Origin of the sequence: Pseudomonas sp. NBRC 111119 (assembly GCF_001320125.1) — a bacterium.
Taxonomy (GTDB): domain Bacteria; phylum Pseudomonadota; class Gammaproteobacteria; order Pseudomonadales; family Pseudomonadaceae; genus Aquipseudomonas; species Aquipseudomonas parafulva.
The window spans coordinates 1-18,940 of record NZ_BCAV01000022.1; the positions used below are offsets into that span (position 1 = coordinate 1).

An 18,940-nucleotide genomic window follows, 5' to 3' on the forward strand; every position below is an offset into this window, starting at 1 on the left:
GCAGCTTTCGAGACACCGCAGCAACACCCCAAACGTTTTTTAGCAATTTCCCGCCCTGCCCGTCGGCGTGAGGATGGCCGCTGCCCGGCAACCCTGATAAAATCGCGCGCCTTCACAGACCACTGAAGTTCAGGCAGCCGCCATCAGGCAGCCAGCCCTGGCCATCACGGTCGTTTCTACGAATCCCTCCCTCTAAAGGCCTGGATCAATGAGCAAGCAACCCTCCCTGAGCTACAAGGACGCCGGTGTAGACATCGACGCCGGCGAAGCACTGGTCGAACGCATTAAGGGCGTGGCAAAACGCACCGCACGCCCTGAAGTCATGGGTGGCCTGGGCGGCTTCGGCGCCCTCTGCGAGATCCCGGCCGGCTACAAGCAGCCGGTGCTGGTCTCTGGTACCGACGGCGTCGGCACCAAGCTGCGCCTGGCACTGAACCTGAACAAGCACGACAGCATCGGCCAGGACCTGGTCGCCATGTGCGTCAACGACCTGGTGGTGTGCGGCGCCGAACCGCTGTTCTTCCTCGACTACTACGCAACCGGCAAACTGAACGTTGACGTGGCGGCCACGGTGGTCACCGGTATCGGTGCCGGTTGCGAGCTGGCCGGCTGCTCGCTGGTCGGTGGTGAAACCGCCGAAATGCCCGGCATGTACGAAGGCGAAGACTACGACCTGGCCGGTTTCTGCGTGGGCGTGGTGGAAAAGGCCGAGATCATCGACGGCTCCAAGGTGGCCACGGGTGATGCCCTGATTGCCCTGCCGTCCTCCGGCCCACACTCCAACGGCTACTCGCTGATCCGCAAGATCCTCGAGGTATCGGCCACTGACGTCGAAAGCACCCAGCTGGGCGGCAAGCCCCTGACCGAGCTGCTGATGGCACCGACCCGCATCTACGTCAAGCCGCTGCTGCAACTGATCAAGAACACCGGTGCAGTCAAGGCCATGGCCCACATCACCGGCGGCGGCCTGCTGGACAACATTCCACGCGTACTGCCGGCCAACGCCCAGGCAGTGATCGACGTGGCCAGCTGGCAGCGCCCGGCAGTGTTCGACTTCCTGCAGGAAAAAGGCAACGTCGACGAACACGAAATGCACCGCGTGCTCAACTGCGGCGTCGGCATGGTGATCTGCGTGGCGCAAGACCAGGTGGAAACCGCCCTGGCTGAACTGCGTGCCGCTGGCGAGCAGCCTTGGGTCATCGGCCACATCACCGAAGCCGCTGAGGGCGCAGCCCAGGTCGAGCTGCAAAACCTCAAGGCACACTGATGCCGAACGCGTTCTGCAATGTCGTGGTACTGCTGTCGGGTTCCGGCAGCAATCTGCAGGCTCTGATCGACAGCTGCCAGGCCCCGGGTAACCCAGTGCGCATCTGCGGGGTGGTTTCCAACCGTGCCGATGCCTTTGGCCTGCAGCGCGCCGCCGCGGCGGGCATCGAACATGTCGTGCTCGATCACACCCAGTACGAAGGCCGTGAGGCCTTCGACGCTGCGCTAATGGCGTGCATCGACGGTTTCGAACCCCACCTGGTGGTGCTGGCTGGCTTCATGCGTATCCTCAGCGGCAGCTTTGTGCGCCACTACCAGGGGCGTCTGGTCAACATCCATCCGTCCCTGTTGCCCAAGTACAAAGGCCTGCACACCCATCGCCGGGCGCTGGAAGCCGGTGACGCGGAACACGGTTGCAGTGTGCATTTCGTGACCGAGGAACTCGATGGGGGGCCACTGGTCGTACAGGCTGTTGTGCCCGTAGCCGCCGATGACACCGTCGAAACGCTGGCCCAGCGGGTGCACTGTCAGGAACACCTGGTCTACCCCCTGGCAGTGCGCTGGTTTGCCGAAGGGCGCTTGCGTCTTGGCGAACAAGGTGCATTACTGGATGGCCAGCCCCTGTCGGCCAGCGGTCACTTGATTCGATCCTAGGAGATTTTATGCGTCGTGCCTTGCTCTTGGCTCTAGCCGTGCTTGCCCTGCCCCTCCAGGCAGCAGACTTGAAGCCGTTTTCGGCCAGCTACACCGCCGATTGGAAGCAGTTGCCCATGAGCGGTACCGCTGAACGTAGCCTGGTCAAGAATGCCAATGGCACGTGGAGCCTGAACTTCAAGGCGTCCATGATGATTGCCAGCCTGACCGAGCAAAGCACACTGCGCCAGGACAACGATACCCTGCTGCCCCAGCAGTACCACTTCGAACGCGGGGGCCTGGGCAAGGCGAAGAAGGTTGACCTGAACTTCGACTGGGCCGCCAAGAAGGTGACCGGTACTGACCGTGGCGATGCCATCACCCTGCCGCTGAACCGCGGCGTACTCGACAAGTCGTCTTATCAGCTGGCGCTGCAGCATGATGTGGCCGCTGGCAAGAAGAGCATGACCTACCAAGTGGTCGATGGCGACGAGATCGACACCTACGACTTCCGCGTACTGGGCACCGAAAAGGTCACCACCAAGACCGGCCAGGTGGATGCCGTCAAGGTCGAGCGAGTGCGTGACCCCAGCCAGAGCAAGCGCATCACCGAGCTGTGGTTCGCCAAGAACTGGGATTACCTGCTGGTGCAACTGCGTCAGGTCGAAACTGACGGCAAGGAATACGTGATCGTGCTGCAGGATGGTACGGTCGATGGCAAGGCGGTTAAGGGTAACTGAGCCGGGCTTGCCTTGAGTAACGGAAGCCCCGCCCTGAGCGGGGCTTTTTTATGGACGATGGTGGGGCGGGCGCAGAGGCGCCATCAGCAGGCTTCATGAAACTTGTTTCATGGCGATTTTATTTACTTAGCCTGCTAACAAACTCTATAAAGGGGGTGTGCGACATACTGTCGCAGCCAACTGAAAATGTGGAGTTTACCGATGACAGTCCAAGTAACCGAACGCGACGAATCGAAAATGTCCCATGAAGGCCTGGCCGCTGGCGTGCGGATCTGGGACGTCCATCAACAAGGTCAACTGGTTGGGATGTTCCATAACGAACACGAAGCACAGCAGTACCGCGTCGAGCTGGAAGACCAGGAAAAGCAGCGCACCACGCAATGACCCCTCTTGAACGAAAAACCCCGCCAAGGCGGGGTTTTTGCTGTTACCACATCAAGTCATCCGGGATCTTGTAGGCCGCATACGGGTCATCATCGTCGGCCTCCTCCACATGGGTGTTGAGCAGCAACACCCGGTGCGGGTCGCGCTCCTGGATCTTCAGCGCCGCTTCACGCGGAATCACTTCGTAGCCGCCCCCATGGGACACAACCGCCAGCGCACCATTGCTCAGCTTGCTGCGCATCAGCGCATTGACCGCAATGCGCTTGACCTTCTTGTCATCGACGAAGTTGTAGTAGTCCTCGGTGGTGAGCTTCGGCAGGCGGGTGGCTTCGATCAACTGCTTGATCTGCGCGGCACGGGCTTTCTGCTCGGCCTTTTCCTGCTGCTGGCGGTTCAGCTCCTGGTCACGCTTGGCCTTTTCGGCCATCGCTTCCCTGGCTTGGCGCTGCTGGGTGTCGTCCACCTCTACCTGGCCTTTGTGTTCCAGGCGTTTTTGTTTTTTCTCAGCCTTGTTGGCCTGGGAGACCTGTTTCTGGTTGACCAGACCGGCTTTGAGCAATTGGTCGCGAAGGGAAAGGCTCATGAATGTTCACTCACTTATGCAACAGCTCAGCTGCAGCTGGGCAGGTTCTTTTCCTGACGCTTGGCTTCACCCCAAAGGGCGTCAAGCGCGTCAAGGTTACATTCTTCAATAGGGGTGCCACTGTCGCGCAATGCCTGCTCGATAAAACGGAAACGTCGCTCGAACTTGCGGTTTGCGCGGCGCAGGGCGTTTTCCGGGTCTTGCTTGAGGTGCCGCGCCAGGTTGACGGCAGCGAACAACAAATCGCCCACCTCGTCCTCCATCGCATCGGCGTCACCGTCGGCCATGGCCTGCAACACTTCATCCAGTTCTTCACGCACCTTGTCCAGCACCGGCAACGCTGCCGGCCAGTCGAAGCCGACCGTGGCGGCGCGCTTTTGCAGCTTGGCAGCCCGGGACAGGGCCGGCAAGGCTGACGGCACGTCATCGAGCAGCGACAGTTGCTCGGGCGTGCTTTTCTCGGCCCGCTCCTCGGCCTTTATCTCCTCCCAACGGGACTTGACCTGGGCCTCGCTCAGGCTGGGGGTATCCAGCGGCACATAAAGCTCGCCGGTAGGGAATACATGCGGGTGGCGACGAATCAGCTTGCGGGTGATGCTGTCGACCACGCCATCGAACTCGAAACGCCCCTCCTCTCGGGCCAGCTGGCTGTAGTAGACCACCTGGAACAGCAAGTCGCCCAGCTCACCTTGCAGGTGCTCGAAATCACCGCGCTCGATGGTGTCGGCGACCTCGTAGGCCTCTTCGAGGGTATGGGGGACGATACTCGCGTAGTTCTGCTTGAGGTCCCATGGGCAACCGTACTGCGGGTCGCGCAGGCGGGCCATGAGGTGCAGCAGGTCTTCGAGGGTGTAGGTCATGTAGGCAGGTCCTTCGGCGGTGGCTTCTTCGCGGGTAAACCCGCTCCCACAGGACGGATACAGGTTTTGAAATCTGTACGTTACCTGTGGGAGCGGGTTTACCCGCGAAGCAGGCGCCGCGGTCTCAAGGGGTACGATTACGCCGCGTCTCGATGATGTTCGGCAACTGCGAGATCCGCCCCAGCAGGCGCCCCAGCGCGTCCAGGCCTGGAATCTCGATGGTCAGAGACATCAGCGCGGTGTTGTCTTCCTTGTTCGAGCGGGTGTTCACCGCCAGCACGTTGATTTTCTCGTTCAGCAGCACCTGGGACACATCGCGCAGCAGGCCCGGGCGGTCATAGGCGCGGATGACGATGTCCACCGGGTAGGTTTGCACCGGGATCGGCCCCCAGCTCACCTGGATCATGCGCTCGGGCTCCTTGCCCGCCAGTTGCAGCACCGATGCACAGTCCTGGCGGTGGATGCTCACGCCACGGCCCTGGGTGATGTAGCCAACGATGGCATCGCCCGGCAGCGGCTGGCAGCAGCCTGCCATTTGCGTCAGCAGGTTGCCGACACCCTGGATCTGGATATCGCCACGCTTGCCACCGCGCGGCCCGCTGGGTTTGCGCGGGACCAGTTCGATCTGCTCGATGCGCTCGGGCTCGAGCAGTTGCTGGGCAGCATTGACCAGGTGCGCCAGGCGCAGGTCGCCGGCACCCAGTGCCGCGAACATGTCTTCTGCCGTCTTGACGTTGGTCTTGTCGGCCAGGCGCTCGAAGTCCACCTGAGGCAGGCCCAACCGGCTTAGCTCACGCTCGAGCAGGGTCTTGCCGGCGGCGACGTTCTGGTCACGTGCCTGCAGCTTGAACCAGTGCACGATCTTTGCCCGCGCCCGGGAAGTGGTCACGTAGCCCAGGTTCGAGTTCAGCCAGTCGCGGCTCGGGTTACCGTGCTTGCTGGTGATGATCTCGACTTGCTCGCCGGTCTGCAGGCTGTAGTTGAGCGGCACGATGCGCCCGTTGATCTTGGCACCCCGGCAGTTGTGGCCGATCTCGGTGTGCACCCGGTAGGCGAAGTCCAGCGGCGTGGCGCCTTTGGGCAGGTCGATGGCGTGGCCGTCCGGGGTGAACACGTAGACCCGGTCCGGCTCGATATCCACCCGCAGCTGTTCGGCCAGGCCGCCGATATCGCCCAGCTCTTCGTGCCATTCCAACACCTGGCGCAACCAGGAAATCTTTTCTTCGTAATGGTTGGAGCCAGACTTTACGTCGGTGCCCTTGTAACGCCAGTGGGCGCACACCCCCAGCTCAGCCTCTTCATGCATGCCGTGGGTGCGGATCTGGACCTCGAGCACCTTGCCCTCAGGGCCGATTACCGCCGTATGCAGCGAGCGGTAGCCGTTTTCCTTGGGGTTGGCGATGTAGTCGTCGAACTCCTTGGGGATGTGCCGCCACAACGTATGCACGATACCCAGCGCGGTGTAGCAGTCACGAACCTCCGGCACCAGTACACGTACGGCACGCACGTCGTAGATCTGGCTGAACTCGAGGCCCTTGCGCTGCATTTTGCGCCAGATGGAATAGATGTGTTTCGCCCGGCCACTGATATCGGCGTTCACGCCCGTGGCCAGCAGCTCGTTCTGCAACTGGTTCATCACATCACTGATGAAGCGCTCGCGGTCCAGCCGACGCTCGTGCAGCAGCTTGGCGATCTGCTTGTATTGATCGGGCTCGAGATAACGGAAGGACAGGTCCTCGAGTTCCCACTTAATGTGGCCGATGCCCAGGCGGTGTGCCAGGGGGGCATAGATGTCGAACACCTCGCGGGCAACCCGCAGGCGCTTCTCGTCGTCGGCGCCCTTGACTGCACGTATCGCGCAGGTGCGCTCGGCCAGCTTGATCAGCGCCACGCGCACATCGTCGACCATGGCCACGAGCATCTTGCGCAGGTTCTCGACCTGCGCCTGGGAGCCCAGCACCAGCGACTGCCGGGGGCTGAGGCTGGCGCTGATGGCAGCCATGCGCAGCACGCCGTCGATCAGCTTGGAAACCACCGGGCCGAAGCGCTGGCTGACCTCGGCCAAGGTCACCTTGCCCTCGCGTACCGACCGGTAGATGACCGCTGCCACCAGGGAGTCCTGGTCGAGCTTGAGGTCCGCGAGGATCTCGGCGATTTCAAGCCCGGCCTGAAAGCTGGAGGTACCGTCTGCCCAGGAATGCTTGGCAGGGTTGCCCTTCTTCTCGACGTCCAGGGCAAACTCGCAGGCGTCTTTCAGCGCAGCGCGGTCCAGTGCCGAATCGACGCTTACCACGTGGTCCAACCAGCCTTCGAGATTGATACTGCCGTCGGTGTTGACCGGCTGGTGCACTCTCACCTGTACCATCTTTGTTCTACCTTTCCATACAGCGCACCCCACGGATGCACTGGCAATCACCGCACGGCTGCCAATCCTTGAAAGCCGTACCAAGGGGCCAGCAGCGTGCTAGCCCGCTTCGAATAACGCCATGGCCTCGACATGTGCCGTCTGAGGAAACATGTCGAGAATCCCGGCCCTTTTTAACCGGTACCCCTGCCCAACCAGCACTTGCGCGTCTCGCGCCAACGTTGCCGGGTTGCACGATACATAGACCAGCCGTTTGGCCTTGAGGCGGGCGATGCCTTGCACCACCTCGAATGCACCGTCACGCGGTGGGTCCAAGAGTACCGCAGAAAAGCCTTCGGCGGCCCATCCGGAGCCGGCCAAAGGCTGCGATAAATCGGCCTGAAAAAACCGTGCGTTATGCACATTGTTGCTTCGGGCGTTGGCAGCGGCCCTGTCGACCATGGCCTGCACGCCTTCAACTGCTACCACCTCACGCGCCTGGCGGGCCAGTGGCAGGGCGAAATTGCCCAACCCGCAGAACAGGTCCAGCACCCGTTCGTCAGCCTGCGGTGCCAGCCAGGCCAGGGCCTGCTCGATCATCGCCGTATTGACCTGGGCATTGACCTGCACGAAGTCCCCTGGTCGCCAGGCGAGCTCCAGTTGCCAGGGCGCCAGGGCAAAGCCCAAGGGTGCACCCTGCGTCACCGGGGCAGGCTCACCCTCCCCCTGCAGCCACAACTGGGCGCTGGCCTGCTCGCAGAAGGCCTGCAACCGGGCCAGGTCTTCGGCGGGCAACGGCGCCACATGGCGTACCAGCACCGCCTCGGCAGTGCCGCTGAACAGTTCCACATGCCCCAGGGCCTGCGGCTTGTCCAGCGAGCGCAGCACGGTTGGCAGATGCCGCAGAATCGACTGCAAGGGCTGTACCAGCACCATGCAATCGTCGAGGGCGACGATGTCCTGGCTGGCTTCGGCGCGCAACCCCACCTCCAGGTGCCGCGCCTTGGCGTCCCAGCGCACGGCCACCCGCGCACGGCGCCGGTAGCCGAACTCCGGCCCGCTCAGCGGCGGCGCCCACTGCTCGGGCTGCACGCCAGCCACCCGCTGCAACTGTTCGGCCAGGGTGCGCTGTTTCAACGCAAGCTGCGCCGCATGGGGCAGGTGCTGAAGGTTGCACCCGCCACAGCGGGCATAGTGCCGGCATGGCGCCTCGCGGCGCTCGGGGCTGGCTTGCAGCAGCCGCTCCAAGCGCGCGTCCACCACCTTGCCGCGGGCACTGAGCACCCGCGCCTCGACCACCTCACCTGCCAGGGCGCCACTGACGAACCAGGTGCGCCCGTCATGAAAGGCAATGCCTCGGCCGTCGCCGGCCAGGCGCTCCATAGTCAATTGCTGCTTCTTGCCCACAGGTACCTGGGGGCTTCGGTTACCGCCGGCTGGCTGGAAGCGCAGGCCGCTGTTGCTCTTTTTCTTGGACATTTAGCTGTGATCGAACAAGCCAGTGGACAGGTAGCGGTCGCCACGGTCGCAGATGATCGCGACCAAGGTGGCATTTTCCACCTCGCGGGACAGACGCAGCATGGCGGCCACCGCACCACCGGAGGACACGCCGCAGAAAATGCCCTCTTCGCGGGCAAGCCGGCGCATGGTCTCTTCGGCTTCCTGCTGGGACATGTCGACGACGCGATCAACACGGGCGGCATCGAAGATTTTCGGCAGGTACTCTTCTGGCCAGCGGCGGATGCCAGGGATGGCAGAGCCCTCCATCGGTTGCAGGCCGATGATCTGCACCGCCGGGTTCTGCTCCTTGAGGTACTGCGAGCAGCCCATGATGGTACCAGTGGTGCCCATGGAACTGATGAAATGGGTAATGGTGCCCTGGGTCTGCTGCCAGATTTCGGGGCCCGTGCTGTTGTAGTGGGCGATCGGGTTGTCGCCGTTGGCGAACTGGTCCAGCACCAGGCCACGGCCTTCGGCCTGAAGCTTTTCGGCCAGGTCCCGGGCGCCCTCCATGCCTTCTTCCTTGGTCACCAGAATCAGCTCGGCGCCGTAGGCGGTCATGGCGGCCTTGCGCTCGGCGGTGGAGTTGTCGGGCATGATCAGGATCATCTTGTAACCCTTGATCGCTGCCGCCATCGCCAAGGCGATACCGGTATTGCCGGAGGTGGCTTCGATCAAGGTGTCGCCGGGCTTGATCTGGCCGCGCAGTTCGGCCCGGGCGATCATCGACAGCGCCGGGCGATCTTTCACCGACCCGGCAGGATTGTTACCTTCAAGCTTGAGCAGGAGGGTATTGCTGGTTTGGCCAGCCAGGCGCTGCAGGCGAACCAGAGGCGTATTGCCGACGCAATCGGCGATGGTTGGGTACTGCAAGGTCATGGTGTGCTTCACAATCCAGGCGGCAGGGGCGCCTATCATACCGGCAAACCCTTGCGCGCCATATCACGCAATCTGTGGTGCATATAGCTACACGCTATATCAAATGCCCAGCCATTGATTTCAGCCTGGCACATGGGCTGGCAAGCGCAGCCACAGGCGCAACCCACGCGGCCCATTGCGCGCCCATAGGGTGCCGCCCTGGCGCTGAATGGCACTGCGGGCGATGCTCAGGCCCAGGCCAAAGCCGCCGTCCCCGGGCCGTGAGCCGTCCAGCCGGGAGAACGGCGCGAAGATGCGCTCCAGGTCTTGTTCGGCCACTCCGCCCCCTTCATCCTCAAGCCACAGCCACCAGAACCCCGCCTCCCTGCGCCCACCCAGACGCACTATACCCTCGGGGGGCGAGTGACGAATGGCGTTGCGCAGTAGGTTCTCCAGCGCCTGGGCCAGATAATTGAGGTTGCCCTGCACCCAGCAGCCCGCGGGCACCTCACAGTGCAGGCGGGTGGGTGACCAGCCGCACTCATAGCAGGCGTTCTCGGCCAGCAGGTCCCACAGCGCCTGCACCTCGATGGGCTCCAGGTTCATCGGCGCACGCTCGGCGTCCTGCCAGGCCAACTGCAAGGTGCCTTCGACCAACTGCTGCATGCAGTCCACTTCTCGCCTCAGGCGCTCGCGCAACCCCTGTAGCTCGGGCTCGCTGTCGCAGGCCACGCGCAAGCGGCTCAGGGGCGTGCGCATCTCGTGGGACAGGTCACGCAGCAACTGCTGCTGGATAGCCACGGTGCCTTGCAAGCGTTCAGCCATCTGGTCGAATGCCCGCGCCAGTTCGCCCAGTTCGTCGTGACGGGCCAGGAGGCGTGGTGCCAGGCGCGCCGACAGCTGGTCGGCACGCCAGGCATTGGCCTGCTCGCGCAGTTGGTTCAGCGGCACGATCAGCATGCGGTAGAGGCCCACGCACAGCAGCAGGGTGAACAGCCCAGGGATGATACCGTTGGTGAGGATGCGCCACAGCAGCAGGTACTGGCCTGGGTTGAAGCGCTGCGGCAGCTCGATGACCAGCATGGCCTGCTCTGCGGCGCCCGGGAACGGAACACGCATCCACGGCTGGTCGACGCTGCGCCTGCTCATGGGCCAGTCAACCCCCCGCAGGCGGGTCAGGCGCTGCAGGGCTTGTGCATCGAGCGTGGCGCTGTCCAGCGGCCGCAGGTTGGCGTCCAGCACACCCACCCAGCCGTGCTCACGCCGGTGCATCTGCGCAACCCAACGGTCCAGGCCCTCACGCCCACCGCTGCGCCAGGCGTGCTCAGCCTCGGCCGCATAGGCGCGCAACGCTGCACGCGCAGCCTCGTCGAGGTAGGCGTTGCGGGTTTCCATATGCCGGCCCCAGGTGAAGCTGAGCCCGATCATCAGCAGGCAGAACCCCACCAGCAGAATGGCAAGCTTCCAGAACAGCGAGTGCCGGTCGAGCACGGCCTACTGCACCTCAAGGGCGCTGAGCACGTAGCCTTTGCCCCAGACGGTACGGATCTGCCGCCCTTCGTAGCCGATGCCCTTGAGCTTGCGGCGCAGCTGGCTGACGTGCATGTCGAGGCTACGATCATGCTGCGAATAGCCCCGCTGCAGCACCTGCTGGTACAGGAAGGGTTTGCTCAGCACCTCGTCGGGATTACGGGTCAGCATTTCCAGCAGCCGGTATTCGCTGGGTGTCAGGCCCGCCGCGCAGCCGGCCAGGCGCACGTCCAGGTGCGCCTCGTCGAACTCCAGTTCGCCCCGATCCGCATGCTGGAGCGGCGGCCGGTAGTGGCGCTCAAGGCGCACGCGGCGCAGGATTGCTTCGATACGCACCTGCAATTCGTCCATGCTGAACGGCTTGGGCAGGTAATCGTCCGCGCCACGCTTGAAACCGACGATGCGGTCAGCCTCGGCGCCCAGCGCCGACATCAGGATGACCGGGGTGGCGCCCTGCCTGCGCAGCTGGGTCAGGGCTTCCAGCCCATTGAGCCCGGGCAGCAGGATGTCGAGCAGCACGACATCGAAGACCCGGCGGCTGGCCGTTTCCAGGCCCTCCAGGCCATTGCGGCACCAAGTGACCTGAAAGCCGCCGCGCTGCAATTGCTCGTGGAGGTAGGCGCCCAGTACGGGGTCGTCTTCAATGGCGAGGATGGCGGGGCTGGGCGTCGCTACAAGATTCATTGGCAACTGCCATTTATTCTCAATTGCCAGATTATTCAGCATCCCGTAGGCGACAGGCAACTGCATCCCGTGCAGCTTGGCCACAGAAGGCAAAAACACCGACTAAACAGGTGCATTAGCCTGGCAGGCGGAGTAACGTCGCCCCTTGGCCGTCACACACGACGGTGTCCAGGCACATGACAGGAGGCGGTGTGCTCGATCGTTTGGGGATTCGCAGCCGGGTGCTTCTGCTGGCCTTGCTGCCGGCCGGGCTGATGGCGCTGGTACTGGGCAGCTACTTTACCTGGCTGCAACAAAGCGACCTGCGTACGCAGTTGCTGCAACGCGGCAAGATGCTCGCCGAGCAACTGGCGCCCTTGGCTGCACCCGCCATGGCGCGGCCGGCGCCCGCGCAACTTGAACGCATCGCTGCCCAGACCCTGGAGCAGCCCGACGTGCGTGCCGTCGCCTTCCTCGCCCCGGACCGCACACGGCTGGCCCATGCCGGCCCCAGCATGCTCAACCAGCCCCCCAGCGGCGGCAGCGGCACGCAGCTGCTGCAACGCACTGGCAACGACGCCACCCGTTACCTGATGCCGGTCTTCGGCCACCATCGCGACCTGGCCACAGAAGCGGTGCCGGCCGAAGCCGAACGCTTGCTGGGCTGGGTAGAGATCGAACTGTCCCACGACGGCACGCTGCTACGGGGCTACCGCAACCTGTTCACCACCCTGCTGCTGATCCTCGCCTGCCTGGTACTCAGCGGGCTGTTGGCACTGCGCATGAGCCGTGCCATCAACCACCCTATCGAACGCATCAAGCATGCGGTCAACCAGCTCAAGGACGGGCACCTGGAAGAACGCCTTCCGGCCATGGGCAGCCATGAACTGGATGAACTTGCCCGGGGCATCAACCGCATGGCCGAAACCCTGCACAATGCCCATGAAGAGCTGCAGCACAGCATCGACCAGGCCACCGAGGACGTACGCCAGAACCTTGAAACCATCGAGATCCAGAACATCGAACTGGACATGGCGCGCAAGGAGGCCCTGGAGGCCAGCCGGATCAAGTCTGAGTTCCTGGCCAACATGAGCCACGAAATCCGTACCCCGCTCAATGGCATCCTGGGCTTCACCCATCTGCTGCAGAAAAGCGAGCTGATGCCGCGCCAGGTGGACTACCTGAACACCATCGAAAAATCTGCCGACAACCTGCTGGGCATCATCAACGAGATTCTCGACTTCTCGAAGATCGAGGCCGGCAAGCTGGTGCTCGACAGCATTCCGTTCAACCTGCGCGACCTGATCCAGGACACCCTGACGATCCTGGCCCCGGCCGCCCACGCCAAGCAGCTGGAGCTGCTGTGCCTGATCTACCGGGACACGCCATCGTCACTGATCGGTGACCCGCTGCGGCTCAAGCAGATCCTCACCAACCTGGTCAGCAATGCCATCAAGTTCACCCGCGAAGGCACGATCGTGGTCCGCGCCATGCTCGAAGACGAACACGAAGACAGCGCGCAGTTGCGCATCAGCGTGCAGGACACCGGCATAGGGTTGTCGCCCCAGGATGTGCGCACCCTGTTCCAGGCCTTCAGCCAGGCCGACAACTCACTGGCTCGGCAACCCGGCGGTACCGGCCTGGGCCTGGTGATTTCCAAACGCCTGATCGAGCAGATGGGCGGCGAAATTGGCGTTGACAGCACGCCCGGGGAAGGCTCGCAGTTCTGGATAAGCCTGAACCTGCCCAAGGCCCACGACGATGTCGAAGCGCTGCCATTGCAACCCCTGCTCGGCCGCCGGGCCGCCATCGTCGATGGCCATGAACTGGCGCGCCAGGCACTGGACCACCAGTTGCAGGACTGCGGGCTGAGCGTCAGCCAGTTCGCGTCGTACGATCAGCTGGTGCAGGCAGTGCAGGCCGCGAGCCAGGCGGGGCAGCCATTCGACTTCGCGGTGATGGGCGCCAACCTGGGCACCCTTTCGCCCGAGCAACTGGGCGAGTACTACCAGCAACTCGAACGCCACCACTGCCAGTGCGTGGTGCTGTGCCCCACCACCGAGCAAGCGCTGTACCACCCTTACCTGTCCAACGGGCACGGCCAACTGCTGTCCAAACCCTCCTGCACCCGCAAACTGCGCCGCTTGCTGCTGGAGATGGTGCAACCGCGCCGGCCGCAAAATGAAACCAGCCCACTTCACGGCCAGCACCAGCCAAAGATCCTCTGCGTGGACGACAACGCGGCCAACCTGCTGCTGGTGCAGACCCTGCTCGAGGACCTGGGTGCCAGGGTGGTGGCGGTGGACAATGGCTACGCTGCCGTTCAGGCCGTGCAGGACCAACCCTTCGACCTGGTGCTGATGGACGTGCAGATGCCCGGCATGGATGGCCGGGCCTGCACCGAACAGATTCGCCTGTGGGAAAACACCCAGAGTGGCAACCCACTGCCAATCGTCGCCCTTACCGCCCACGCCATGGCCAACGAAAAACGCGCCCTGCTGCACGCCGGCATGGACGACTACCTGACCAAGCCGATCAGCGAGCGGCAACTGGCCCAAGTGGTGATGAAGTGGACCGGGCTTAGCCTGGGTTCGCCCCAGCAGGCCCAGGCCGAGCTGCCACCCAACGCCGACGAACTGAAGGTGCTGGACCACGAAGAAGGCCTGCGCCTGGCGGCCGGCAAGGCAGACCTGGCAGCAGACATGCTGAGCATGCTGCTGGCCGCGCTCGATGATGACCGCAGGGCCATACGCGCTGCCCGTGATACCCAGGACCGCACTGCGCTGATCGAACAGGTGCACCGTTTGAACGGCGCCTCCCGTTATTGCGGCGTGCCGCAGCTACGGGCGGCCTGCCAGCGCAGCGAAACCTTGCTGAAGCAGGACAGTACACAGGCAACCCAAGCCCTGGATGAACTGGACAGCGCAATCGCTCGCCTGGCTGCACAAGCCCGGTCGACCGGCTGAGGTTAATTGCCGACGGGCAGCATTCCACGCCGTTGGCCACGGACACACAAGGAGCCAGACATGCGTGCACTGCTGTTCAGTTGCCAGCATTACGATCAGGAGAGTTTTTCGCGGGCCGCCCAGCATTACGGTGCTGACCTGCACTTCCAGCCCGCCCGCCTCACCCTCGACACCTCTACCCTGGCACAAGGGTATGAGGTGGTTTGCGCATTCATCAATGACGCGCTGGATGCGCCGGTGCTCGAACACCTGGCAAGCGGTGGCACGCGCCTGATCGCCCTGCGCTCTGCCGGCTACAACCATGTCGACCTGGCCGCCGCACGGCGCCTGGGCCTGGCCGTGGTACGTGTGCCGGCCTACTCGCCCCACGCCGTGGCCGAACATGCGGTAGCGCTGGTACTGGCGCTGAACCGCCGGCTGCACCGCGCGTATAACCGCACCCGTGAGGGAGACTTTACCCTGCATGGCCTGACCGGTTTCGACCTGCACGGTAAAACCGTCGGCGTGGTTGGCACCGGGCAGATCGGCGCCGCCTTTGCTCGTATCATGGCCGGTTTCGGCTGCCAGTTGCTGGCCTACGACCCCTACCCCAACCCTGACCTACTGGCCTTGGGCGCTCGCTATCTACCGTTGCCCGAGCTGCTGCACGAGGCCCACATCATCAGCCTGCACTGCCCGTTGACCGAAGGCACCCACCACCTGATCAACGCCCAGAGCCTGGCGCAGTTGCAGCACGGCACCATGCTCATCAATACCGGGCGCGGCGCACTGGTGGACACCCCAGCGCTGATCGACGCGCTGAAAAGCGGCCAGCTCGGCTATCTGGGCCTGGACGTGTATGAAGAAGAAGCCCAGCTGTTTTTCGAGGACCGCTCCGACCAGCCCCTGCAGGATGACGTATTGGCGCGGCTGCTGACGTTCCCCAACGTGATCATCACGGCCCACCAGGCCTTTCTCACCCGTGAGGCACTGGCGGCCATTGCCGAGACCACGCTGGAAAACATCAACCGCTGGGCGGCGGGCAATCCGCAGAACCTGGTGGTGGGTTAGTGCTAGGATACGCGGCATTTCTGGAGGACCCATGGTCGAACACGATTTTCGCTACACGCTTTTCAACCCGCAACACACCCTGATCGAGTGCCGCGCATTGGTGCCGGGCCGTTATCAGGTCACAGGCAACGGCGGCTCGATGCACAAAGGCGACACCTTGCTGGTGACCCTCAAGGGCAGCAAGGACCTGTCCATGCGCTTGGCCGTCGAAAGCGTACGCCACCTGATCAACCCACGCGGCCAATGGGTCGCCGTGGCCAGTGGCCCAGTGTTCAACGAGCTGGAAATCCTCAACTGGCAGGTTGAGTGCAACAGCTGCGCGGCAGTACTGGATTTCGAATTCGCCGTGGACGCCAAGCTGGGCAAGAAAGCCCGCCAGCCTGCTGCCAGTGCCCGCATCGCTGAGCTGGGTTGGGTAAGCCGCGACGAGAAGCACCTGTGCCCGCGCTGCCAGGGGGGTGCCCAATGAAAAACCTGCTGACCGGCGCGCTGATCACCACCGGCCTGCTTGGCTGCGCCGCACAGCCTGCCAAGCTGCAACAGGAGCGCAGCTATGTGCTGGAGTGGATCGGCGAGCGCCCACTGATCGACGACAGCCACCTGACCCTGACCCTGGCCAGCGACGGCCGTGCCTACGGCAACGCCGGGTGCAACCACTGGTTTGCGCCCTACACCCTTGACGGTGAGCGCCTGAGCTTCGGCCATGTGGGCAAAACCCGCAAGCTGTGCGCACCCGCCTTGATGGAGCAGGAAAAGCGCTTCCTGCAGGCGCTGGAAACAGTCCAGCGCTGGGACATGTCCCCTGTGGACCAGCTGCGCCTGTGGCCTGCCGAGGGCAAGCCCCTGCGCTTGTGGCCCGAGGAAGGGTGAGGGGTGGTGGGCCGCACGCTGAGCGGTGCTCACGCGCACCGGTTCGGTAACGCGCCCTAAATGCGGCTCGCCCTATTTACGCGCCCTTCAACGCCTTGATCTTCGCCTGCAAGCCTTCCAAGGTCTGCTCGCCCAGCAGTTGCTCGCGCACCTTGCCCTTGTCATCGATGATGTAGGTCACCGGCAGCGCCTCGCTGCGTGGCAGGTCATAACGCTCGGCCGGGTCCTGGGCCAGTACGGTGAAACCAATACCCAGGGTTTCGGCTGCTTGCTTCAGGTCCTGGCCCTGCAAGCCATCGAAGTTCACCCCCACCACCCTGACACCGTCAGCCGCCCACTGCTTGGCCGCAGCGTTCAGTTCAGGGATTTCGGTACGGCACGGCCCGCACCATTCTGCCCAGTAGTTGAGCACCAGCCAGTGGCCGTCAAGCTGCTCGGCCTTCACTGCATTACCGTGTTGGTCCACGCCATAATCGGCACCGCAACCACCGAGCAACAAGCTTGCGGTGATGGCCAGTACTGCTGCCAGACGCCTTGCCATGGGTCAATCCTTCTCGAGTTTTAGAGCAAATGGGGCGGTCGCTGCGGTTAGAATAGCCGCCACACCCTGCTGGATGCGACCCCACATGACCGACCTGACGCTCTATCATAACCCGCGCTGCTCGAAATCCCGCGCCGCCCTGGAACTGCTCGAGGCCCGCGGCCTGGCGCCCACCGTGGTGCGCTACCTGGAAACACCTCCCGATGCTGCCACCTTGCGGGCCGTACTGGGCAAGCTGGGCATTGGCGCGCGCGGGCTGCTGCGCACCGGCGAAGACGAATACAAACAGCTGAACCTGGCCAACCCCGCACTCACTGACGCACAACTGGTCGAAGCCATGGTCAGCCACCCCAAGCTGATCGAGCGGCCCATTCTGGTGGCCGGCGACAAGGCCGTGATCGGCCGCCCACCTGAGCATGTGCTGGAGATTTTGCCGTGAGCGAACCCTACATCCTGGTGCTCTACTACAGCCGTCATGGTGCTACCAGCGAGATGGCCCGGCATATCGCCCGTGGCATCGAACTGGCAGGCCTGGAGGCGCGCCTGCGCACCGTGCCGGCCATCTCCACCGAATGCGAAGCGGTAGCGCCCGACATCCCCGCCAGCGGCGCCCTGTACGCTAACCTGGACGACCTGCGCCACTGCGCCGGCCTGGTGCTGGGCAGCCCTACCCGCTTCGGCAACATGGCAGCACCGTTGAAATACTTCCTCGATGGCACCAGCAGCCTGTGGCTGGGCGGTGAACTGGTGGGCAAGCCTGCTGGTGTATTCACCTCCACCGCCAGCTTGCACGGCGGCCAGGAGACCACCCTGTTGTCGATGATGCTGCCACTCATGCACCACGGCATGCTGGTGATGGGGCTGCCCTACAGCGAGTCGGCACTGCTGGAAACCCGTGGTGGTGGCACCCCCTATGGCGCCAGCCACCATGCTGGCGCCGACGGCAAGCGCGAGCTGGACACCCACGAAATCGCCCTGTGCCGTGCCCTGGGCCAACGTCTGGCGATCACTGCCAAGGCCCTGGAGGCTGCGCGTGGCTAAGAAGCCCAAGGTGCTGCCGCCGCTGGAGTGGCTGGCGCCGCGCCTGCGCCTGGCGCGGGCAACGAGCCTGGCGTTGTTCTTCGGCCTGATCGCCCTGCTGGTGGTGAACAACCTGTGGTTCGCCAACCTTCACGGCGCCCGAGTCGGCGTGATCCTGGCGATTGAGCTGATCCCGTTGCTGTTGCTGCTGCCCGGCATGCTGCTAGGCAGCGCGCGGGCCCATGCCTGGACGTGCTTCGTGGTGAACATCTACTTCATCAAGGGCGTACTGGCCGCGTTCGACCCGGGGCGGGCGGTGTTTGGCTGGGCCGAAGTGCTGATCAGCCTGGGGCTTTTCATTGCCGCATTGCTGTATGTGCGCTGGAAATTCCAGCATGAGCGGCGCATGGCGGGTGAAGGGGGATAAGTTCAGGGGGCTGCGGTGCAGCCCCGGCGGCCTCAATGGTTGACAGTATGCGCCAGCATCACTGACAACTGGCACAGCGGCCGCCCGCTCTCGGCGTGCCACTGGTTGAAAACCTGCTGGACCAGGGCCAGGTCGCGCTGGCTGGTCGGCGGCTTGTCGATCACTTTCTGCGCGATCAGCGCTGCCGCCATGTCGTCGGTGGGCACAAAGGTATCCTTGCCCACCATGCGCAGAAACCGCGGCGCCGACAGCCCGCCCAGCTGGTTGCCCTGTTTGGCCAGGTACTTCCATAGCCCGACGATGTCGTTAACCGGCCAGTCGGCGATGAACGCACCAAAGCTGCCGTTCTCCTTCGCCACGTCCAACACCATCTGCGCATTGCGCGGCACGCTTTTGAGCTTGCCCAGGTGGCGGATGATGCGCGTGTCCTGCATCAGCCGCTCCAGGTGCTCGGCCCCCATCAGCACGACCTTCTCCGGATCGAAACCGAAGAACACCTGCTCGAATGCTGGCCACTTGGCATCCACGAGGCTGTGCTTGAGCCCGGCCCGGAACACACGCAGCGCCAGCGTGGACAGATAACGGTCGTCGGTTATTTCACGCAACTGCGCTGGTGTACGCGGCTGCGGCAGAAAAGCCTCCAGGGCCTGGGCGGAGCCAAAGCGATTCAGGCAGAACTCGTGCAACCACTGGTAATCGCGCATA

The 18,940-nt window shown here is 63.7% G+C and carries 20 protein-coding genes; 11 read left to right on the forward strand and 9 right to left on the reverse strand.

Going from position 1 to position 18,940, the window contains the following annotated elements; translation table 11 throughout:
* Positions 1-208: 208 nt before the first annotated feature.
* The 4 genes from purM to APH25_RS09455 all read left to right on the forward strand — a co-directional run bounded on the left by purM (position 209) and on the right by APH25_RS09455 (position 3,023).
* A complete protein-coding gene (gene purM / locus APH25_RS09440; RefSeq protein ID WP_028635045.1) occupies positions 209-1,267 on the forward strand; it encodes a phosphoribosylformylglycinamidine cyclo-ligase in 1,059 nt (352 codons plus the stop codon).
* The gene (gene purN, locus APH25_RS09445; protein WP_028635044.1) at positions 1,267-1,920 is read left to right on the forward strand and encodes a phosphoribosylglycinamide formyltransferase; all 654 of its coding nucleotides are present in this window, start codon (positions 1,267-1,269) and stop codon (positions 1,918-1,920) included. Before purM ends, purN begins: the two co-directional genes overlap by 1 nt.
* Before the next feature lie 8 nt (positions 1,921-1,928).
* Positions 1,929-2,639, forward strand: coding sequence for a DUF3108 domain-containing protein (locus APH25_RS09450; protein ID WP_060481733.1), 711 nt, complete (start codon positions 1,929-1,931; stop codon positions 2,637-2,639).
* 201 nt (positions 2,640-2,840) lie between these two features.
* Positions 2,841-3,023, forward strand: coding sequence for a hypothetical protein (locus tag APH25_RS09455; RefSeq protein ID WP_028635042.1), 183 nt, complete (start codon positions 2,841-2,843; stop codon positions 3,021-3,023).
* Positions 3,024-3,066: 43 nt separating this feature from the next.
* Here the strand turns inward: APH25_RS09455 and APH25_RS09460 are convergent, their stop codons facing one another.
* The 7 genes from APH25_RS09460 to APH25_RS09490 form a co-directional block, all read right to left on the reverse strand.
* Positions 3,067-3,606, reverse strand: a complete 540-nt coding sequence (locus APH25_RS09460) for a DUF2058 domain-containing protein (RefSeq protein ID WP_028635041.1) — start codon at positions 3,604-3,606, stop codon at positions 3,067-3,069.
* 26 nt (positions 3,607-3,632) lie between these two features.
* Positions 3,633-4,466 (reverse strand): nucleoside triphosphate pyrophosphohydrolase, encoded by an 834-nt coding sequence (gene mazG, locus APH25_RS09465; protein WP_060481734.1) that lies wholly within the window; start codon positions 4,464-4,466, stop codon positions 3,633-3,635.
* Between the two features lie 124 nt (positions 4,467-4,590).
* Positions 4,591-6,831, reverse strand: a complete 2,241-nt coding sequence (gene relA / locus APH25_RS09470; RefSeq protein WP_028635039.1) for a GTP diphosphokinase — start codon at positions 6,829-6,831, stop codon at positions 4,591-4,593.
* A 99-nt stretch (positions 6,832-6,930) separates the two neighbouring features.
* The gene (gene rlmD, locus APH25_RS09475) at positions 6,931-8,289 is read right to left on the reverse strand and encodes a 23S rRNA (uracil(1939)-C(5))-methyltransferase RlmD (protein ID WP_060481735.1); all 1,359 of its coding nucleotides are present in this window, start codon (positions 8,287-8,289) and stop codon (positions 6,931-6,933) included.
* On the reverse strand, positions 8,290-9,189 hold the full coding sequence (gene cysM / locus APH25_RS09480) for a cysteine synthase CysM (protein WP_060481818.1): 900 nt from the start codon (positions 9,187-9,189) through the stop codon (positions 8,290-8,292).
* A 120-nt stretch (positions 9,190-9,309) separates the two neighbouring features.
* Complete coding sequence (locus APH25_RS09485; RefSeq protein ID WP_028635036.1) at positions 9,310-10,659, reverse strand: sensor histidine kinase; 1,350 nt, start codon at positions 10,657-10,659, stop codon at positions 9,310-9,312.
* Between the two features lie 3 nt (positions 10,660-10,662).
* Positions 10,663-11,382 (reverse strand): response regulator transcription factor, encoded by a 720-nt coding sequence (locus APH25_RS09490; RefSeq protein WP_028635035.1) that lies wholly within the window; start codon positions 11,380-11,382, stop codon positions 10,663-10,665.
* 191 nt (positions 11,383-11,573) lie between these two features.
* Between APH25_RS09490 and APH25_RS09495 the strand changes: the two genes are divergently transcribed.
* The 4 genes from APH25_RS09495 to APH25_RS09510 are packed head-to-tail and all read left to right on the forward strand — an operon-like array spanning position 11,574 to position 16,247.
* Positions 11,574-14,327: a response regulator gene (locus APH25_RS09495; protein ID WP_060481736.1), complete on the forward strand. Its 2,754-nt coding sequence runs from the start codon at positions 11,574-11,576 to the stop codon at positions 14,325-14,327.
* A gap of 60 nt (positions 14,328-14,387) precedes the next feature.
* Complete coding sequence (locus APH25_RS09500) at positions 14,388-15,377, forward strand: 2-hydroxyacid dehydrogenase (protein ID WP_060481737.1); 990 nt, start codon at positions 14,388-14,390, stop codon at positions 15,375-15,377.
* 31 nt (positions 15,378-15,408) lie between these two features.
* A complete protein-coding gene (locus APH25_RS09505; RefSeq protein ID WP_028635032.1) occupies positions 15,409-15,846 on the forward strand; it encodes a hypothetical protein in 438 nt (145 codons plus the stop codon).
* Positions 15,843-16,247, forward strand: coding sequence for an META domain-containing protein (locus APH25_RS09510; RefSeq protein WP_028635031.1), 405 nt, complete (start codon positions 15,843-15,845; stop codon positions 16,245-16,247). The genes APH25_RS09505 and APH25_RS09510 overlap by 4 nt, the downstream gene beginning before the upstream one ends.
* A gap of 76 nt (positions 16,248-16,323) precedes the next feature.
* Here APH25_RS09510 and APH25_RS09515 read toward each other — a convergent pair whose 3' ends face one another.
* The gene (locus APH25_RS09515; RefSeq protein WP_028635030.1) at positions 16,324-16,788 is read right to left on the reverse strand and encodes a TlpA disulfide reductase family protein; all 465 of its coding nucleotides are present in this window, start codon (positions 16,786-16,788) and stop codon (positions 16,324-16,326) included.
* Positions 16,789-16,873: 85 nt separating this feature from the next.
* On the opposite strand from APH25_RS09515, the gene arsC reads away from it, so the two are divergent.
* The 3 genes from arsC to APH25_RS09530 are packed head-to-tail and all read left to right on the forward strand — an operon-like array spanning position 16,874 to position 18,235.
* Entirely contained in the window at positions 16,874-17,227 is a 354-nt protein-coding gene (arsC, locus tag APH25_RS09520) for an arsenate reductase (glutaredoxin) (RefSeq protein ID WP_028635029.1), read from the forward strand.
* Positions 17,224-17,829, forward strand: a complete 606-nt coding sequence (gene wrbA, locus APH25_RS09525; RefSeq protein ID WP_060481738.1) for an NAD(P)H:quinone oxidoreductase — start codon at positions 17,224-17,226, stop codon at positions 17,827-17,829. The genes arsC and wrbA overlap by 4 nt, the downstream gene beginning before the upstream one ends.
* On the forward strand, positions 17,822-18,235 hold the full coding sequence (locus tag APH25_RS09530; RefSeq protein WP_060481739.1) for a DUF2069 domain-containing protein: 414 nt from the start codon (positions 17,822-17,824) through the stop codon (positions 18,233-18,235). The genes wrbA and APH25_RS09530 overlap by 8 nt, the downstream gene beginning before the upstream one ends.
* Before the next feature lie 32 nt (positions 18,236-18,267).
* Here the strand turns inward: APH25_RS09530 and APH25_RS09535 are convergent, their stop codons facing one another.
* On the reverse strand, positions 18,268-18,939 hold the full coding sequence (locus APH25_RS09535) for a DNA-3-methyladenine glycosylase I (RefSeq protein WP_060481740.1): 672 nt from the start codon (positions 18,937-18,939) through the stop codon (positions 18,268-18,270).
* Position 18,940 lies beyond the last annotated feature (1 nt).

Coding starts and splice junctions, on each gene's coding strand:
- purM (WP_028635045.1), top strand. CDS start 209: ATGAGCAAGCAACCCTCCCTGAGCTACAAGGACGCCGGTGTAGACATC.
- purN (WP_028635044.1), top strand. CDS start 1,267: ATGCCGAACGCGTTCTGCAATGTCGTGGTACTGCTGTCGGGTTCCGGC.
- APH25_RS09450 (WP_060481733.1), top strand. CDS start 1,929: ATGCGTCGTGCCTTGCTCTTGGCTCTAGCCGTGCTTGCCCTGCCCCTC.
- APH25_RS09455 (WP_028635042.1), top strand. CDS start 2,841: ATGACAGTCCAAGTAACCGAACGCGACGAATCGAAAATGTCCCATGAA.
- APH25_RS09460 (WP_028635041.1), bottom strand. CDS start 3,606: ATGAGCCTTTCCCTTCGCGACCAATTGCTCAAAGCCGGTCTGGTCAAC.
- mazG (WP_060481734.1), bottom strand. CDS start 4,466: ATGACCTACACCCTCGAAGACCTGCTGCACCTCATGGCCCGCCTGCGC.
- relA (WP_028635039.1), bottom strand. CDS start 6,831: ATGGTACAGGTGAGAGTGCACCAGCCGGTCAACACCGACGGCAGTATC.
- rlmD (WP_060481735.1), bottom strand. CDS start 8,289: ATGTCCAAGAAAAAGAGCAACAGCGGCCTGCGCTTCCAGCCAGCCGGC.
- cysM (WP_060481818.1), bottom strand. CDS start 9,189: ATGACCTTGCAGTACCCAACCATCGCCGATTGCGTCGGCAATACGCCT.
- APH25_RS09490 (WP_028635035.1), bottom strand. CDS start 11,382: ATGAATCTTGTAGCGACGCCCAGCCCCGCCATCCTCGCCATTGAAGAC.
- APH25_RS09500 (WP_060481737.1), top strand. CDS start 14,388: ATGCGTGCACTGCTGTTCAGTTGCCAGCATTACGATCAGGAGAGTTTT.
- APH25_RS09505 (WP_028635032.1), top strand. CDS start 15,409: ATGGTCGAACACGATTTTCGCTACACGCTTTTCAACCCGCAACACACC.
- APH25_RS09510 (WP_028635031.1), top strand. CDS start 15,843: ATGAAAAACCTGCTGACCGGCGCGCTGATCACCACCGGCCTGCTTGGC.
- APH25_RS09515 (WP_028635030.1), bottom strand. CDS start 16,788: ATGGCAAGGCGTCTGGCAGCAGTACTGGCCATCACCGCAAGCTTGTTG.
- arsC (WP_028635029.1), top strand. CDS start 16,874: ATGACCGACCTGACGCTCTATCATAACCCGCGCTGCTCGAAATCCCGC.
- APH25_RS09535 (WP_060481740.1), bottom strand. CDS start 18,939: ATGCGCGATTACCAGTGGTTGCACGAGTTCTGCCTGAATCGCTTTGGC.